Source organism: Corynebacterium sp. TAE3-ERU2 (genome assembly GCF_019209955.1).
GTDB lineage: Bacteria > Actinomycetota > Actinomycetes > Mycobacteriales > Mycobacteriaceae > Corynebacterium > Corynebacterium megadyptis.
Map to the genome: position 1 here is coordinate 22,274 of NZ_JAHUTL010000001.1, position 17,975 is coordinate 40,248.

Annotated in this window: 14 protein-coding genes; 5 read left to right on the forward strand and 9 right to left on the reverse strand. The window is 61.9% G+C overall.

Annotation, left to right across the window (positions count from 1 at the left end):
• Positions 1 to 2: 2 nt before the first annotated feature.
• The 5 genes from KRX12_RS00095 to infC form a co-directional block, all read right to left on the reverse strand.
• The gene (locus KRX12_RS00095) at positions 3 to 815 is read right to left on the reverse strand and encodes an RNA methyltransferase (RefSeq protein ID WP_218365337.1); all 813 of its coding nucleotides are present in this window, start codon (positions 813 to 815) and stop codon (positions 3 to 5) included.
• A 40-nt stretch (positions 816 to 855) separates the two neighbouring features.
• Entirely contained in the window at positions 856 to 1,434 is a 579-nt protein-coding gene (locus KRX12_RS00100) for a TM2 domain-containing protein (protein WP_218365338.1), read from the reverse strand.
• Positions 1,435 to 1,889: 455 nt separating this feature from the next.
• Positions 1,890 to 2,276, reverse strand: coding sequence for a 50S ribosomal protein L20 (rplT, locus tag KRX12_RS00105; protein WP_151530259.1), 387 nt, complete (start codon positions 2,274 to 2,276; stop codon positions 1,890 to 1,892).
• Positions 2,277 to 2,343: 67 nt separating this feature from the next.
• A complete protein-coding gene (rpmI, locus tag KRX12_RS00110) occupies positions 2,344 to 2,538 on the reverse strand; it encodes a 50S ribosomal protein L35 (protein WP_018019889.1) in 195 nt (64 codons plus the stop codon).
• A 41-nt stretch (positions 2,539 to 2,579) separates the two neighbouring features.
• A complete protein-coding gene (gene infC, locus KRX12_RS00115; protein WP_151530260.1) occupies positions 2,580 to 3,101 on the reverse strand; it encodes a translation initiation factor IF-3 in 522 nt (173 codons plus the stop codon).
• Positions 3,102 to 3,843: 742 nt separating this feature from the next.
• Here infC and KRX12_RS00120 point away from each other — a divergent pair.
• Positions 3,844 to 6,063, forward strand: a complete 2,220-nt coding sequence (locus KRX12_RS00120; protein ID WP_218365339.1) for a DUF2339 domain-containing protein — start codon at positions 3,844 to 3,846, stop codon at positions 6,061 to 6,063.
• A 76-nt stretch (positions 6,064 to 6,139) separates the two neighbouring features.
• On the opposite strand, the gene uvrA is transcribed toward KRX12_RS00120, so the two are convergent.
• Positions 6,140 to 8,998 carry an excinuclease ABC subunit UvrA gene (gene uvrA / locus KRX12_RS00125; RefSeq protein ID WP_218365340.1) on the reverse strand — a complete coding sequence of 953 codons (2,859 nt, stop codon included), beginning with the start codon at positions 8,996 to 8,998 and terminating at the stop codon, positions 6,140 to 6,142.
• A 191-nt stretch (positions 8,999 to 9,189) separates the two neighbouring features.
• Here uvrA and KRX12_RS00130 point away from each other — a divergent pair, with 191 nt between their 5' ends.
• The 3 genes from KRX12_RS00130 (at position 9,190) to KRX12_RS00140 (ending at position 13,452) form a co-directional block, all read left to right on the forward strand.
• Positions 9,190 to 9,792 carry an MBL fold metallo-hydrolase gene (locus KRX12_RS00130; RefSeq protein WP_218363698.1) on the forward strand — a complete coding sequence of 201 codons (603 nt, stop codon included), beginning with the start codon at positions 9,190 to 9,192 and terminating at the stop codon, positions 9,790 to 9,792.
• Between the two features lie 172 nt (positions 9,793 to 9,964).
• Entirely contained in the window at positions 9,965 to 10,789 is an 825-nt protein-coding gene (locus tag KRX12_RS00135) for a DoxX family protein (protein ID WP_218365341.1), read from the forward strand.
• 290 nt (positions 10,790 to 11,079) lie between these two features.
• The gene (locus KRX12_RS00140; protein ID WP_218365342.1) at positions 11,080 to 13,452 is read left to right on the forward strand and encodes an AAA family ATPase; all 2,373 of its coding nucleotides are present in this window, start codon (positions 11,080 to 11,082) and stop codon (positions 13,450 to 13,452) included.
• Between the two features lie 58 nt (positions 13,453 to 13,510).
• Here the strand turns inward: KRX12_RS00140 and KRX12_RS00145 are convergent, their stop codons facing one another.
• From KRX12_RS00145 to coaE, 3 genes are all read right to left on the reverse strand, one after another.
• Positions 13,511 to 13,954: a universal stress protein gene (locus KRX12_RS00145; RefSeq protein ID WP_151530266.1), complete on the reverse strand. Its 444-nt coding sequence runs from the start codon at positions 13,952 to 13,954 to the stop codon at positions 13,511 to 13,513.
• Positions 13,955 to 14,154: 200 nt separating this feature from the next.
• Positions 14,155 to 16,257, reverse strand: coding sequence for an excinuclease ABC subunit UvrB (gene uvrB / locus KRX12_RS00150; protein ID WP_218363701.1), 2,103 nt, complete (start codon positions 16,255 to 16,257; stop codon positions 14,155 to 14,157).
• A gap of 10 nt (positions 16,258 to 16,267) precedes the next feature.
• A complete protein-coding gene (gene coaE, locus KRX12_RS00155; protein WP_218365343.1) occupies positions 16,268 to 16,867 on the reverse strand; it encodes a dephospho-CoA kinase in 600 nt (199 codons plus the stop codon).
• A gap of 71 nt (positions 16,868 to 16,938) precedes the next feature.
• Here coaE and KRX12_RS00160 point away from each other — a divergent pair, with 71 nt between their 5' ends.
• Positions 16,939 to 17,904, forward strand: a complete 966-nt coding sequence (locus KRX12_RS00160; protein ID WP_218365344.1) for an L-lactate dehydrogenase — start codon at positions 16,939 to 16,941, stop codon at positions 17,902 to 17,904.
• Positions 17,905 to 17,975: the final 71 nt, after the last annotated feature.

The following is a 17,975-nucleotide window of genomic DNA, read 5'->3' on the forward strand; positions in this document are numbered from 1 at the left end:
CGCTAGGAGTTCAGGGCCTTCGAGGATTCGTACATGCAGATCGCTGCGGCGGTGGCGAGGTTCAAGGACTCTGCGCGGCCCCGCAACGGGATGCGGATGCGCACATCGGCCTGCTCGATCAGCTTCTCGTGCAAGCCATGCGCCTCATTTCCGAAGAGCCAAGCGGTGGGCTGTGCGAGAACCTCCTGGGAATCGTCCAGGCTGGTCTCACCTTCGGCGGTGGTGGCCACGATCTGTAGCCCCTTCTCCCGGACGGCGTCGAGAACCTTCGGGATATTGGGTTCGCGGGTCACGGGCACGTTAAACAGCGAACCGGCCGAGGAGCGCACCACCTTTGGGTTGAGCGGGTCCACGGTGTCCCCAGCGAAGAGCACATGATCGGCGCCGGTCGCATCGGCGACACGGATCAGTGTTCCCGCATTACCCGGCTCTGAGGTGTCCACGGGAATACTAACCAACGTAGGCGCGGGCGCCTCGGAAAAGGCATCGACGCGGGTGACGATCGGGGTGCACACAGCAATGATCCCCGTGCCCGAGACGGTGTCTGCCAGCTTTTTGGCAGCACGGTCGGTCACGGGGTGGACGTATACGCCCAAGGATGCGGCGGTATTGACGATGCCGGCGTGGCGGGCGTTCGCGGATTCCGTCACGAAAATATCGGTGGCTACTCCGCGGCGCACTGCCGCTTCCACCGCGTTTTCGCCTTCCGCGAGGAATCGCTGGGCCTTTTTGCGCCCAGCTGGGCGGAGCAATTTGGCGGCGGCCACCACGCGCGGGGTGCGTTCGGTAAAGGCATCGCTGAAGTCTAGGTGCATGGCCCTAGGCTAGCAGCACCGCCGCGGTTGCTCACTGGCGCTAGCTCAGCGGCACTCCATTAGCGTCGCGGTCATAGCCGCCCATGCCTGCCAGGATCATGATGAACTCGACAAAAGCCCAGATTCCCACGGCGATAAGGACGAATGCGCCGATGATCAACAGCAGACCCAGGTAGCCGAAGATGGTGCACACCAGCTGGGCCGCGCCGCGGCCATTCCGGCCGAGGTAGAAGTTGTGCACGCCGAAGGTTCCGAGGAAGAACGCGAGCACCGCGGCGAGAATTTTGGACTTTTGCTGCACCGGTGCCATGGTCTGGGGATAATTCCCAGCCATGCCGTACTGCTGTGCCGGAACCTGCTGGCCATACTGCTGTGCCGGAACCTGCTGGCCGTACTGCTGTGCCGGAACCTGCTGGCCATAGCCCTGGGGGTTCTGGCCATAGCCTTGGGGATTCTGGCCGTAGCCCTGGGGAGTCTGGCCGTAGCCCTGGGGATTCTGGCCGTAGCCCTGGGGAGTCTGGCCGTAGCCCTGGGGATTCTGCGCGTGGTTCGGGAAATCATAAACGGGACGGTTCTTCTCCACGGGCAAACCGTCCTTGTCGTACTCGATTTCAGCCATGGCCTTCGTCAAGCCACCTTTCTCTTACCTTTAGTTCTGTTCACCGGCACCTAGCTCGAGGCGCCCACTGGGTGGTGCGCACCGGCTCGGTCCGTGCCGATGATTCGTTCAATCTAACCATGTCGCCTCGGCCTTCGCAGCCATGACCACGAAAGTGAGGGTAATCTGGGCGAACGGCGTCGATAAGCATTGCCAACACTCGACACGATCGCGCCGGATACTATGCCTATATGCGTTGTTATCCTGCACAATCAACGCGTAACTCACACTAGACAACGCCCCGGACACCTGCCGGCGTGGCATCGCTTATGTGTTCGACACGTGGTGCGGAGATAGTGTCCTTGGTGCTCGGTCGGGCCCATAACGCAGACATCCACCCAGCACCAGAGATGGTGCGGGGTGGATAGTGCTGCGGTCGCTGCCCTTCTACAAGGCAGCGCCTGCTGCTTGAGCGATTAGGCAGCGTTCTTCGGGGCGTTGACGTCCTCCGGAAGAGCGGCCTTGGCTGCGTCGCAGATAGCGGAGAATGCAGCGAAGTCGTTCACGGCGAGCTCAGCAAGAATCTTGCGGTCAACCTCAATGTTGGCCAGGCGCAGGCCCTGGATCAGACGGTTGTAGGTGATGTCGTTCAGGCGCGCTGCCGCGTTGATACGAGTGATCCACAGGCGACGGAACTCACGCTTCTTGGTGCGACGATCGCGGTAAGCGTAGGTCATGGAGTGCAGCCACTGTTCCTTGGCCTTACGGTAGAGGCGGGAACGCTGGCCGCGGTAGCCCTTAGCGGAATTCAGAATCTTGCGACGCTTCTTCTTAGCGTTTACTGAGCGCTTGACACGTGCCACAGTGATACTTCCTTAACTGATCAATTAAAAGTGTTGGTGAATGAAGGGGTGCGGGTGGGTGAGGCTCTTAAGCCTTGCCCAGCATGCGCTTGACGCGCTTGACGTCCGACTTGGCAACGTCGGTGGTGCCCTTCAGACGGCGGGTACGAGTGGAAGGCTTACCCTCCAACAGGTGGCGGCGGCCGGCCTGCTCGCGACGGAGCTTGCCCTTGCCGGTGATCTTCACGCGCTTAGCCATACCCTTGTGGGTCTTCTGCTTCATAAGTCTTCTTCCTTAGAACCCTGTAAAAAGTTTCTGTCTAGTTACTTCTTGCCCTTGCGTACAGGGCCGAGAACCATGGTCATGTTGCGGCCGTCCTGCTTGGGACGGGCCTCGACGATTCCGATGCCGTCGACGTCTTCTGCAAGACGCTCCAGCAGACGGAAACCCAGTTCCGGTCGCGACTGCTCACGGCCGCGGAACATGATCGTCACCTTGACCTTGGAACCCTTTTCCAAGAATCGAACGACGTTATTCTTTTTAGTTTCGTAGTCGTGGTCGTCGATCTTCGGACGGAACTTCTGCTCCTTGACCACCGTCTGCTGCTGGTTACGGCGGGACTCACGGGCCTTTTGGGCCAGTTCGTACTTGTACTTGCCGTAATCCATGATCTTGCACACCGGCGGCTTGGCCTTAGGTGCAACCTCAACGAGGTCGAGGTCTGCGTCGTAGGCAAGCTTACGAGCGTCCTCAATACGGACGATTCCTACTTGTTCACCACCGGGGCCAACAAGTCGGACCTCCGGTACTCGGATTCGCTCATTAATGCGAGCTTCAGCGCTGATGGGGACTCCTCAGATCGACGAAAATAACGTGACTCTTGTTCTTTCACGCCCCGCCTTAGCCGGCGCGGCGCGTAACTGACCGCTTAATCGATATCTCGCGCAATGATCCCCGAACCTTCCCGCACCCACGGTGTGACAACACACGCGGAGCGGAAATAAGAAAACTCCCGTCCTTCTCGGCAGTATCCTGCGAGAAGAGCGGGAGATCCACTCAACACACCTCACTGGCGAACACACAGTGCTCGCCCGCTGTGGCGTGATGCAAACCCTGATCCTCACATATGCGGGCCTCGGGTGGGAGGGATCTCCACTTTGATTAATCCACAACAGCCGTAACACACGACTGTAAGCGGTAGTGCTCCACACCTTAACAGCTCACTGCGCCGAGAACAAATCCCCTCCGCGTACTACTCCGCCCAGCACTGCGACGGCACACCCCAGCGGCGGGAAGACACCCACCCAGATACCCCGTTCGGGGAGCACCCGTAGAGCAGTCTAGCTGGACTTCGTGCGCATGTAGTACACCCTTCATTGTCTTGCCGAGCGACGGTTTCACGGCTGGCTTAATCTATGTTTTATGGCAGAAAATTCTTATCCTTCTCCTCGTCCTCAGCAGCCACCCCACGGGCAACCACCTCAGGAGCAACCTCCGAATAAGCCGCCGTCACAGTCGCAGACAACGGATAGTGAGCGAGAACAGCTCTACCTCGCCTTAAATCAACTATCTCGCGCTGCTGACTCCATGCAGCAGGCAGTCTCCGTTATTCGGAGCTCGCTTGACTCTGGGGCGGCGCATCCTCTGCACTCCCCTCGCGGTGGCCGGCGCCCGGCAGGTGCACCACAGAACTGGAATCAGCCGAGCCCGCAGGCACAGACCGCGCCGAGTCCGCAGCCTTATGGCTATGGCTATCCGCAGCCCGGCGGGCAGCCGCCCTATCCCCCGCCACCACCTGGATATAGCTCCCCAGTACCGGCGGGCTATCCGGCGCAGGGCCAGGGACCGCGGCAGGGCGCGCCCATGGGCCCGCACCCAGGCCACACGCCTTATAGCAGCGGCCAGCCGGAGCACACAGCACGGAGACAGTGGTGGCGCGATGAGGTATCAACGCTGCGCGTCATCGCCGCCGGCGGCGGTATCCTCACCCTGTTCGGCGTCGGCTTTTTGGTTAATATCGCGATCTCGAATGGCTGGTTTGGCCCTGGGGCGCGGGTGGCGACGGCATATCTCCTAGCCGCAGTGATGCTTTTTATCGCTGTGCGCCACTATCGCAGCACCAGCACCGCCACAGGCGCCGTCACGGCGCTGGTGGCGACCTCCGCTGGCACCGCCTGTGTCACCACCCTGGCGCTCTACTCGCCTTTGGGCTGGATGCCCAGCTATCTCGCGGCAGCTCTGATTCTCTTGCTCAGCGCAGCATATGTGTGGTTGAGCCACTGGATGCGCGCCGAACTCGCCGTGGTTCTTTTGTCCACGGTCTCTGCACTATGTCTCATTTTCCTCGCCTCCGAGGGGGTCTCCTCCGGCGACAGTATCTTCGTGGCCGTCCTCCTGCTTGCCGTGATGGTCTACGGCGTCGCCTGGCTGCGCGGGTGGTCGAAGGCGCGCGTCGCCAGCGCGCTGATAGGCATGGTCGGCATCTACGCAGACCTCAACGCCGTGCTGCTGTTGATGGACGAGCGCGGGTTCGGACCCGGTGTTCTTCTGCTCTATACGGCGGCCGCCTACGCGTGGCTATGCCTCGCGGGTATTCACGCCGCCCGCCACCTCGCACAAACTGCAACCCAGCAGGGAGAACGCGCGGACGCCGCAGCCACCGAGCAGCTTCGCCGCTCTGTACTCTCGCATCTGCTCGTGGTGCTCCTCGTGGGTCTCACTATTGCGGGCAACTCCCCTGCCCTCTATCCCCTTCTGCTCATTCTCCCCGTGGCCATCGTGAGCGGCTACGCGGCATACACAGCACACGGCCTCGGCAGCATAATGACGAACACCGGAGATCTCGGCGGCGGCTGGGGGCTGCTGGCTCCGCTGCCTCCCGCCCCGCCGCAGCGTGGTCAGACACATCGCAGTAGCTATTCGCTCAACGAAGCCGCGCTGCTCTTCGCCCGCGGCTACTATGCCCTATTCCAGCTCCTGCTGCCGCTGGCAGCGGTAGTGGCCTGGTTCGCCGCTGATTTCTCCGCCGCTCATGCTGAATTGTTTGGTCTGGTCTTTCTCGCCGTGTCCATGATCTTGGTGTGGGCAGCCGTCCGCGTCGCCACGCTAGTGCCGATGTCTGCTTCCGGCAGGGCGCAGCTATGGGTGGGGTGGCTCATCGCCATCCAGCTGATCATGCTGTCTCAGACGCTGACCGTGATGACCCTCCTGGGCACTGCTTATACTCGCCTCGGCGAGCAGCCGCCGCTGTTCGTCGTGCTCACCACACTCGGGGTGCTGGGCGCCTTCCATGTGCCCTCACTTCTGCGGGGGCTATCGACACGGTCTTATGTGCTGGGCGGGGTGCTGACGCTTTCTCTATCGCTCACGCTCATTGTTCTCGCCGTCACCCGCGCCACCGCGACGCTTGCCCCCAGCATGATCTCTGCCGCATTCTTCACCTCGCATGCCGTGGCATCGGTGTGCTGGATGGTGGCAGCGGCACTCATCATTCTGGGCAAGACCCCCATCGCCCGCGACTATGAGTTTCCCGTCGGGCTATTGCTGGCCCTTGCCGCTACGGTCAAGGTGGTGTTCTTTGATCTCACCACTCTCGACTCTGTGGCACGCACGATCACCTTCCTCGGCTGCGGCCTCGTTCTCCTCGTGGTGGCGATCATTCGCTCCCGCACGATCAGCCCCTCCGCCACTGATACGACGGGCACGGCCGCGGCACCGCACCAGGCCCAGGACCCTGCCGCTGCGCAGCCAGCGATGGCCGCAGCGGATACCCGTCCCCAGCATCCCGATCCAGGCGCGGGCCGCTAGGGGCATTCCAGCTATGGCGGCGCTGGCTGCGGCTGCGCCGCCATCGCTGCGCCGGCGTAGCTCCGCTGGCTGCGGCTTAGACCGTGGCCAACAAGGGCTGGAGGAATTGACCGGTATAGGAGCCGGAGACCTGGGCGACATCCTCGGGTGTGCCTTCGGCTACCACCTGGCCGCCGCCGTCGCCGCCTTCGGGCCCCATGTCAATAATCCAGTCGGCAGCCTTGATCACATCGAGGTTGTGCTCGATGATCACCACCGAGTTGCCCTTATCCACTAGGCCTTGGATCACCAGCATGAGCTTGCGGATGTCCTCGAAATGCAGGCCCGTGGTGGGCTCGTCGAGAATATAGATGGTGCGGCCATTGGAGCGCTTCTGCAGCTCTGCGGCGAGTTTCACGCGCTGCGCCTCGCCACCCGAGAGCGTGGTGGCCGATTGGCCCAGCCGCACATAGCCCAAGCCCACTTCGGTGAGCGTGTTGAGATAGCGGTGGATCGAGGTGATCGGCTGGAAAAACTCCGCCGCCTCTGCGATGGGCATGTCCAAGACCTCGGAGATGTTTTTGCCCTTGTAGCGCACCTCGAGGGTTTCGCGATTGTAGCGCGCCCCGTGGCACACTTCGCAGGGCACGTAGACATCCGGCAGGAAGTTCATCTCGATCTTCAAGGTGCCATCGCCCTTGCATGCCTCGCAGCGGCCGCCCTTGACGTTGAAGGAGAAGCGCCCCGCCTTATAGCCGCGCACCTTGGACTCGCTGGTCTCGGCGAAGAGAGTACGAATCTTATCGAATACACCGGTATAGGTCGCCGGGTTCGAGCGCGGGGTGCGACCAATCGGAGACTGATCCACCTGCACCAACTTATCGAGGTGCTCGATGCCTTCCACGCGCTTGGCTCGCCCGGGCACGAGCCGAGCGCGGTTGAGCTCATTGCTCAATACCTTGGACACGATCTGGTTAATCAGCGTGGATTTACCCGATCCGGAGACACCAGTGACACAGGTCAGTACCCCGAGCGGGATGGTCACATCCACGTTCTTCAGGTTATTTTCCCGCGCGCCTACCACCTTGAGGCAGCGTTCTGGGTCAATCGGGCGGCGGTGTGCGGGCACTCCCAGCACCCTCGCCCCGGAGAGATAATCGCCGGTTAGAGAATCGGCGGCGTTGAGTATTCCCGCCGGCTCACCTTGGTAGACGATCTCGCCGCCGTATTCACCGGCGCGCGGTCCGATATCCACCAGCCAGTCAGCCGCCTTGATGGTGTCTTCGTCATGCTCGACCACGATGAGGGTGTTGCCGAGATCGCGCAGCCGCTCCAGGGTGGCGATCAGGCGCTGGTTATCGCGCTGGTGCAAACCAATGGAGGGCTCGTCCAGCACGTAGAGCACCCCCGCCAAGCCCGATCCGATCTGGGTGGCGAGTCGAATACGCTGCGCCTCACCGCCGGAGAGTGTGCCGGCAGCGCGGTCGAGGGTGAGATAGTTCAGCCCCACATCCAGCAGGAAGCGCAGGCGTGCTTGTACCTCTCGCAGCACTGCACCTGCGATCATTTCCTCGCGTTTATTCAGGGTGAGATTGTCGAGGAAGGCGCGGGCATCCTCGACCGATAGCGCCGATACCCCAGCAATGGATTGCTCGCCGTGGCCCTCCGAGGCGAGACGCACGGAGAGGATTTCGGGCTTGAGTCGCGAGCCCTGGCACGCGGGGCAGGGCACCTCGCGCATATAGCCGCGGAAGCGTTCCTTCTGGTGCTCGGAATCGGTTTGCTCGATCTTGCGCTCCACGAATGCGATCGCGCCCTCGAAGGGGGCGGTCCAGTCGCGGCGGCGACCATATCGGTTCTTATAGCGCACCCGCACCTCGGTGCTGGAGCCGTGCACGAGTGCCTTTTGCTGCTTCTTCGTCAGCGAGGAATAGGGGGCGTGCGCATCGAAGTCCATTGCCTCTGCCAGCGCCTCGACGAGCTTGACAAAGTATTTCTTATTCGGCGAGGAGTGCCACGGGGCGATCGCATCCACCACCTTGGCATCGACATCCGGAATCAGCAGCTCCGGATCCACGACTAGGCGGGAACCGAGACCATCGCAGCGCTCACAGGCGCCATAGGGAGAGTTAAAGGAAAAGGCGCGCGGTTCCATCTCATCGAGATGAAAGTCGTGGCCGTTGGGGCAGGCCATCTTTTCGGAGAAACGACGAACTCGGTGCGGGTCGGCGTCGTCAAGCCCCACAAAATCAAGGACGACTACCCCATCGGCCAAGTTCAGCGCCGTCTCGATGGAGTCGGTGAGGCGCTGCTTCTGCGATTCCTTCACCTGCAAACGATCAACCACCACATCAATATCGTGCTTGATCTGCTTCTCCAGCTTGGGCGGCGAGGATAGCTGGTGCATCTCGCCATCGACCATCACGCGGGCATAGCCCTGGGCGGCGAGATCCGCGAAAAGATCCACGAACTCGCCCTTGCGAGTGCGCACCACCGGCGCCAACACCTGGAACTTGGTGCCCTGCTCCATCTCCAGCACCTGATCCACGATCTGCTGCGGCGTCTGGCGGTCGATCACCGCATCGCATTCCGGGCAGTGCGGCGTGCCCGCGCGGGCATAGAGCAGGCGGAGATAGTCGAAGACCTCGGTAATCGTGCCCACCGTGGAGCGCGGGTTGCGGTTGGTGGACTTCTGATCGATCGACACGGCCGGCGAGAGTCCCTCGATCATCTCCACATCGGGCTTGTCCATCTGCCCCAAAAACATGCGCGCATAGGACGAGAGCGACTCCACGTAGCGACGCTGCCCCTCGGCGAAGATGGTGTCGAAGGCAAGCGAGGACTTGCCCGACCCAGACAAACCCGTGAAGACCACGAGCTTGTCGCGCGGGATATCAATATCTACCCCTTTGAGGTTGTGCTCGCGGGCTCCGCGGACAATGAGGCGTTCAGCCACAGGCTTTCCACTACCTTTCCTAGTGCACGACATCGGTGTTGATGCTGGGCATCGTCTCACTTCAACGCCGCTGATACACAATTCATTCCCGTGGAGGAGATACGGTCGTCTGCCCCACCGCCCCACGGCATAGTCGAGTGTTCCCCACCGCGTCCGACCACCGTCTCTGTGTCTCATCTAGTGTAGTACGCATGAGTGCCGAACTAATTTTGGATTCCCTCTCTGTATCCGAGATGGATAACAACTGCTACCTTGTGGTCGCTGGCGATGAGGCGATGCTTATCGACGCCGCCTCGAACCCAGACGCCCTCATGGAGCTCGCCGCCAAGCACAAGGCCACGATCACCACGGTGGTCACCACCCACCGCCATGGCGATCACGTGGGTGCGCTCCCAGAGATCCTGCAGCGCACCGGCGCCCGCCACATCTCTTCGAGTCTGGATGCGCCCGCGCTGCCCTGCGATGTGGACGAGGAGCTGGATCATGGCGATACCCTCAGCTTCGCCGGCCACGAGATCCCCGTGTTCATCCTCCGCGGCCACACCCCGGGCGGTCTCTGCTTGGAATTGACCATCGACGGCGAAACGCACCTCATCGTCGGTGACAGCCTCTTCCCCGGCGGCGTGGGAAAGACCAACTCTAAAGAGGATTTCGCCCGCCTGATCACCGACGTCAAGGAACGCGTCTTTGATGTCTACCCGCCCGAGGCGCACGTTCGCCCCGGCCATGGAGATTCCACCACGGTGGGGGCCGAAGCACCCCATCTCGACGAGTGGTGCGAGCGCGGCTGGTAGGCACCACAACGCTTATCGACGCAGCGTGCCAGATATTCCTCCACCTACCTGAGAACACGGCGCGCCTCGTCCTTATCTCCTTTTCGTCTAGGATGGTGTGAGGTAAAACTTCAGTTCGAGTCCGACACGGGCTAGGAACTACCAGAAAACATATAAGGAGCTGGAAGAACGAATGATCCGTAAGATCGCTCGCCCCATGGTGGCCACCGTCTACATCGCTGACGGTGTGGACACCATCACTAATACCGAGAAGCATGTCGAGGGCACCAAGACCATCCTCGACCGTCTGCGCTCGGTGCTGCCCAATGACTACAGCCGCAAACTGCCGGAGGATCCGGAGACCGTGGCCAAGGCCATTGGCGTGACCAAGACCAGCGCCGGCACCCTGCTGGCTTTGGGCAAGGCTCCGCGCCTGGCAGCCGGCACCCTGGCGCTGCTGTCTGTTCCCACTATTCTCGCTCGCCACGCTTTCTGGGAGACCCAGAACGAGGACGAGAAGGCCGCTCGCCGCAGTGGCTTTATGACGGACGTCGCTCTGTTGGGCGGGCTGTTCATCGCCTCCGCCGACACCGCCGGCAAGCCGGGGCTGAAGTGGCGCGCTAACCGTGCCGCTAAGGATGCCAACAAGACCATCCAGTCCGCTCTTCCGGGCAAGTCTGACACGGAAAAGTTCAAGGAGAACGTGGCCGAGCAGGCCTCCGCCGTCAACTCCGCCACCAAGGACTTCCTCTCCAGCACCTCCGAGAAGGTCTCCGGCTACGCCGACGAGGCTAAGTCTTATGTGGACGACAACAAGGATGACTGGTTGAATCTGGCCAAGTCCAACACCAAGACCGCTAAGAAGAAGCTGGTCAAGGCTGCCGACCAGGCCCAGAAGCGTGCCGAGAAGGCCCGCAAGGATGCCTCCAAGAACGCTCCGAAGCTGCAGAAGCGCGCCGACAAGGCCCTGCGCAAGGCACAGAAGAGCTTGGACAAGAAGGTCAAGGACTTCGCCTAAGCCAGCTCGGCACTGAGTATCAGTGCCACCATATCCAGCGACGCCCCAGTTGTGTCCCCGTGCGGGAGCAGCTGGGGCGTTATGCGTATCGAGAGCGAGGCGGGGTACGGTTCAACGCTGCGAGGTACCGGGTGGGAACAAACTCGATGCCTCGGCTGTTGGCTCTACTACGATGCTGTAGCTCATGCTGCCCGCCGCTGGCGTCGCCCCGCGGTAGTACCTGGCGCGTATGATCGTCATTTCTCGTATCCTGCATTCGATGTGTGTGACGTGATCAGAAAGGATCTCTCTTGCCGCATAGTCCGCACGGCCCTCTCCCCGACTCCGACGCTGCCCGCGATAACGCGGCGACCGCTGATGCTATCGCTACCGAGCAGCGCTATGTGGATGGTCTTTTCGATCATCTCGACGAGGACATCCGGGCCGCCCGCGAGCGCCTAGCGGCCGTGTCGCTGCGCCCCGAGGGAGTGGATCCGGACACAGATGATCTCATTCGCCGCGAAGCCGAGTACCACAGCCTCAATGAGAAGCTGGATCGTGCCGCGCTCGCCCAACTCGGATTAGTCTTTGGCCGCATTGATGTCGATGATCCCGATCCTGATGATCCCATCGAGCTCGATGGGCAGCGCGTGGATCGCCGCTATATCGGGCGCATGGGGGTTCAAGACGCGGCCGATAATTACCGATCGTTGCTCTTGGATTGGCGCGCCCCCATGGCACGCCCCTTCTATCTGGCCACCACCGTTAATCCGGCGGGGGTGCACCGTCGACGCCATATCCGCACCCGCGGCCGCACCGTCACCGCTGTCGATGAGGAACGGCTCCTCGGCCAGTCCCCAGCCACATCGGGTGGAGAGGCTCCCGCCGATATCGCCGGCGAGGCCGCTCTGGCGCACGCGCTCAATGCTGCCCGCTCCGGCCACATGAACACCATCGTGGAGACGATCCAGCGGGAACAAGACACCATCATCCGCGATAACAACCGCGGCGTGATGGTCGTCGATGGCGGACCAGGCACCGGCAAGACCGCGGTGGCGCTACACCGTGTGGCCTATCTGCTCTATACCTGGCGCGAACAACTGGCCAAGACCGGCGTGCTCATTGTGGGGCCTAACCGTCGCTTCTTGGACTATATTTCCCGGGTGTTGCCGGAGCTCGGAGAAACTGGCGTGGTTCTCTCCACCATTGGCGAGCTCTATCCATTGGTCACCCCCACCGGCCAGGACACCCTGTTGGCTAAGGAGATCAAGGGCTCCTCGGAGATGGCCTATATTCTGCGCGAGGCAGTCAAGGCCTATCAGCAGGTGCCCGCTGAGGAGATCCCTCTCACCGTGGATGGGGTATCGCTGCGGATCAGCCCGGCCATGGTGAAAAAGGCGCGCACCCGCGCCCGACGCTCGCGCAAGCCGCATAACCGCGCCCAGCCAATTTTTGCCGATAGGCTGCTCGAGCTGCTGGCCGAGCACATGGCCGAGGTGATCGGCGCCGATCCCTTGGGGAAGGAGAATCTGCTTTCTGCCGCGGATATCGCCCAATTGCACGATGATCTCAGTGAGGAGGCGCAGGTACTCGAGATCATCGACACCCTGTGGCCTAGGCTCAGCCCGCAGCAGGTGCTGGCGGAACTCACCTGCGACCACGATCGTCTCACCGCAGTGGCCGCCGACTATGACGAGGCCACCATCGAAGGATTGTTCCGGCCGGGCTATGATCCGAACGCCCTCGACGATGCGGTAATCGCGTGGACTCCAGCCGATGCCGCACTCCTGGATGAGCTCTCGCTGATCATCGGCATCGACAACCCCGAGGAGTCGGCAGAGCAGGCCGAGCAGCGGTGGCGCCAACAAATTGACGACGCCCAGGATGCGCTGGATATTCTCATCGGCTCCGCCAACTCGGACTTGGACGATGAGTTCGATGCCGAGGTGCTCTCCGCCCACGACGTGGTCGATGCCGAGACTCTCGCGCAGCGACAGCAGGTGCGTGATAATCGCTCCACGGCGGAAAAGGCCCGTGCTGATCACACCTGGGCCTTTGGCCACGTGGTGGTGGACGAAGCCCAAGAGCTCTCCGAGATGGAGTGGCGGATGGTGTTTCGCCGGGTGCCGAGCCGGTGGATGACCATTGTGGGCGATACTGCCCAAACTGGCTCCCCCGCTGGCGCGGATAGTTGGGCCGAGACCTTCGCCGAGTTCGTCGGCTCGCGGGTACGCCATCACGAATTGACTGTGAATTACCGTACTCCGGCGACGATCATGGAGCTGGCGCAGACACTCTTGCCGCTCATCGCCCCCGAGCAACAGCCCGCGCAGTCGGTGCGTGATGTCGATGGCGCAGTCACGCAGCTTCCCAAGGAGGCCTCTGTGCCCCGCATTGTGGAGGCACTCAAGGAGGAGCATCCAGAGCGGATGGTGGCCGTCGTCGCCGCCCCAGAGGTTCTCGACACGCGCGCCGACCTGCAGAATATGGATGAGGCCCGCAGCGTCGATGAGGTGAAGGGATTAGAGTTTGACCACGTTATCGTGGTCGAGCCGGAGGCCATCGCAGCAGCCTCGGCACGCGGGCTGAATGATCTTTATGTGGCGTTGAGTCGCGCTACGCAGACGGTGACGGTGGTGGGCGCGAGCATCGCCGACGTTGCTGCCGCCTATGCAGAGCTCTGATGCGTAGTAGACAAAGCACCCGCCCGAAGGGGCGGGTGCTTCTTAGGTGGTGGAGCGCTTAGCTGACGGTGTGAACGATCATCACATCGCAGTCAGACTGGCGGGCCACATCGGCGGGCACGGAACCCAGCAGGCGGCCGGTGAGGGAGTTGATGCCACGGTTACCGACGATGAGCAGATCTGCCTTGTACTCGTTAACGATGCCCATCAGTGCCTGCACTGGGGTGCCGGCCTTGAGCGCGGTCTCGATCTTGGTGGCACCGACCTTCTTGGCCACCTCGGCGGCGCTGTCGAGGTTCTTCTGTGCCGGGTCATTACCGAGAACGGTGACGGAGTCCTGGCGGAGAGTCTTGGAGGCTTCTTCCGTGCTCTCGTAGTAGGCGGAACCGATGACCAAGGTGGCGTCGAACGCCGCGGCAATGGAGGCAGCACGCTCGACGGCCAGTAGCGAAGACTTGGAGCCGTCGGTACCCACGACGATGGTCTGGTAGTTTTCGTTCATCGACAAAGAACCCCTTTAACACATACCTAGGTTGTATTTGCTGTTGGACTTTAGGTTACCACCGACGTGTCCGCATCGGCCCCAAGGTGAGCGTCGTGGTGCCGCTTGCCGGGATGGTGCAGAGAAGAAAGGGCGGCGTCGATAAGCGGCGCAGCACTTAGGCGCAGCGCATAGCCGCGGCACCGAACTGCGGTGCCAGACTAGATGCCGGCCTCGGTGATACCGCGTAGTTCTTTCTTCAGATCGCGGATCTCATCGCGCAAACGGCCCGCCAGCTCGAATTTGAGTTCCTTGGCGGCGGCAGACATCTCCGCGGTGAGCGAGTCAATGAGGCTGCGCAGCTCCTCTTGCGGCATGGAGGAGATATCGCGTTTATCCACCAGCGCAGCGTCGGCGGCCGCATCGGGGCGTGCCTCGCCCTCTTCGGCGTTGTCATAGACCTGGTCAAGGATATCGGCGATTTTCTTGCGCAGCGGCTGCGGGTCGATGCCGTGTTCGCGGTTATAGGCGAGTTGCTTCTCGCGGCGCCGCTCGGTTTCGTCGATCGCTGCCGCCATGGATTCGGTCACCTTATCGGCGTACATGTGCACCTCGCCAGAGACATTGCGGGCGGCGCGGCCGATGGTCTGGATCAGCGAGGTGGTCGAGCGCAAGAAGCCTTCCTTGTCCGCGTCGAGGATCGCCACCAGCGACACCTCCGGCAGATCCAGGCCCTCGCGCAAGAGGTTGATGCCGACCAATACGTCATAGTTGCCGGTGCGTAGTTGGCGCAGCAGCTCCACGCGCTGCAGCGTGTCGATATCGGAGTGCAGATAGCGCACCCGCACCCCATTTTCCAGCAGATAATCGGTGAGGTCCTCGGCCATCTTCTTGGTCAGGGTGGTCACCAGCACGCGCTCGTTTTTCTCAGTGCGCAGGCGAATCTCGTGGATGAGATCGTCGATCTGGCCTTCGGTCGGTTTCACCACCACCTTCGGATCCACCAGCCCGGTGGGGCGAATAATCTGCTCCACGAACTCGCCGCCGGTAGCGGCCAGCTCATAGGGGCCAGGGGTGGCGGACATGTACACGCATTGGCCCTTGCGGGCGTCGAATTCATCCCAGGTAAGCGGGCGGTTATCCAGCGCCGAGGGCAGGCGGAAACCGAAGTCCACGAGGTTGCGCTTGCGCGACATATCACCTTCGAACATGCCGCCGATCTGGGGCACGGTCACGTGGGACTCGTCGATGATGGTGAGGAAGTCTTCGGGGAAATAGTCGATCAGGGTCGCCGGAGCTGAGCCTGCGGGCCGCCCATCGACGTGCCGGGAATAGTTCTCGATGCCGGAGCAAAAGCCTACCTGCTGGATCATCTCGAGATCGTATTCCGTGCGCATCCGCAGCCGCTGCGCTTCGAGCAGTTTGCCGCGATTCTCGAGGTCCTCGAGGCGCTCTGCCAGCTCGGCCTTGATGTCTTCTACCGCCTTGGCCATGCGTTCCTCGCTGGCCACATAGTGGGTGGCGGGGAAAATGCGCAGCTCTTCTACCTGGCGGATCGGATCGCCGGTGACGGGGTGAATGTAGTAGAGGGAATCAATCTCATCGCCAAAGAACTCCACCCGCACCGCGAGCTCCTCATAGGCGGGAATGATATCCACCACATCGCCCTTGACGCGGAACGCGCCGCGCACAAAGGCCACGTCGTTGCGATCGTATTGGATGTCTACCAGCAGCCGCAGGAAGCGATCCCGCTCCACTTCTTCGCCCACGCGCAGCACCACCGAGCGATCCAGATAGGATTGCGGGGTTCCGAGACCATAAATGCAGGAGACGGAACTAACGACCACAACGTCGCGCCGCGAGAGCAGCGCCGAGGTGGCGGAGTGGCGCAGGCGCTCCACATCGTCATTGATGGAGGAGTCCTTTTCGATATACGTATCGGTCTGCGCCACATAGGCTTCCGGCTGGTAGTAGTCGTAGTAGGAGACGAAGTATTCCACCGCGTTATTGGGCAGCAGCTGCCGCAGCTCATTGGCCAACTGGGCGGCAAGCGTCTTATTCGGCGCCATCACCAAAGTGGGGCGCTGCACCTGCTCGATCAGCCACGCCGCCGTGGCCGATTTACCGGTACCGGTAGCGCCCATGAGCACCACGTCCCGCTCGTTGTTATTGATCCGAGCAGTGAGTTCCTCGATCGCCCGCGGCTGGTCGCCGGCCGGTTGATACTCCGAGATCACCTCGAATTTCCCGTTCGAGCGTTCCACCTCGCCTACGGGGCGAAACTCGGACTCGGACAACACTGGGTGCTCTGCTGCAAAAGCCATAGCCTCGAGACTACCCGCCCGTGTTGGCCCGCTCCCAGAGCTGCTCAACCTGGGCGGCTAACTCGTCTATGCTCCCGGAATTATCCAGCACCACATCAGCCGCCGCGCAGCGCTCCTGCTCCCCCATCTGCCGCGCAATACGATGACGCGCATCCTTTTCATCGAGCCCTCGCTTATCGACGAGGCGCTGCAGGCGCAGCTCCTCCGGGGCGGAGACCACCGCGGTGATGTCCACCGCGCGATCGAGTCCGAGCTCGATGAGCAGCGCCGAATCGTGCACGATCACCTCTGCCCCGCTCTCCGCTGCTTCGGCGAAGAGTTCGCGGGTGCGCTCGGCGATGCGCGGGTGGGTGATGGCGTTGAGGCGCTCGGTTCGCTTTTCATCCACGAAGGCCCGCTGCGCCAGAACTCTTCTGCGTAGTACCCCAGAATCGTCCACAATATCCTCGCCAAACTCGGCTGCGAGTTCCGCGAGTGCCGGCTGTCCGGGTTCGACGATCTCTCGTGCGATGAGGTCTGCGTCGATAATGAATGCCCCCTTTTCCTTGAGGATCGCCGTCGCTGTGGACTTGCCGGAGCCGATGCCGCCTGTGATGCCAATGATCGTCATGGTGTCTTAGTCTACGGGCGTAAGCTTGAACCGGTACATACTACGGTCGAGAGAAAGACGAGGTCACACATATGGTGTCGCCACATAAGCTCGTGGTGATCGGAGTTGGGCACGTGGGAAGCTATGTGCTCGCTGATGCGATGAAAATGGGACTTTTCGGCGAGATCGTGACGATCGACATCGCCGAGGGGGTGGCCCACGGCGAGGCCCTAGATCAGCATCACGCTACCGCCCTGAGTTCCATGACATCCACGGCGGTGCGCGCTGGAGACTATAGCGACTGCGCCGACGCGGATGTCATTATCTGCGCCGCCGGCCCCTCCATCATTCCTTCCGCAGAGAACAGCACTCCTGATCGTGCCGAGCTCGCCTCCATTAACGCGGCGGTGATCCGCGATGTGATGAAACAGGTGGTGGACTACACCCGCGATGCGGTGGTCATCATGATCACCAATCCCTTGGACACCACCCTTTACGTGGCGGAGAATGAATTCGACTACCCCGCCGGCAAGATCTTCGGTACAGGCACCATGCTTGACTCTGCGCGACTACGCAGAATAGTTGCGGACAAGCTCGGAGTGTCCCCGCTGAGCGTCAGCGGCTACATGATGGGCGAGCACGGCCTGTCCGCTTTCCCTGTGCTCTCGCATCTGAGCGTGGGCGGATTGTCCGTCGCCGAGCTGGAGCAGACCTTTACTGGGGTGCACCTCGATCCGGAGCGTCTCGCCGAGGACACCGTCCAGGCCGCCTACGAGGTATTGAACTCCAAGGGCTGGACCAATGCCGGTGTGGCGCAGTCCGCGGTACTCATGGCGCGGCATGTTTTGCTCGATGAAAAGGTGATCGTGCCGGCCTGCACCACCGCCCGTGGCGAGTATGGTTTCGATGGCGATGTGGCGTTCTCCATGCCCACCCTGCTGGGGCGCGGCGGCGCCGAGCGACGCTTCGCTGTCTCGCTCAATGACTGGGAAGAGGCCGCCCTGGAGCGCTCGGTGGCAGCGATCCGCACCGCGATCAGCGCCGCCCAGGCCACCTAGGACTTGCCCCACGAGGGGCGGCGAGGGGCGTGTTCTCCCCCATCAAGACACACGACAAGGGGCGCTGCGTG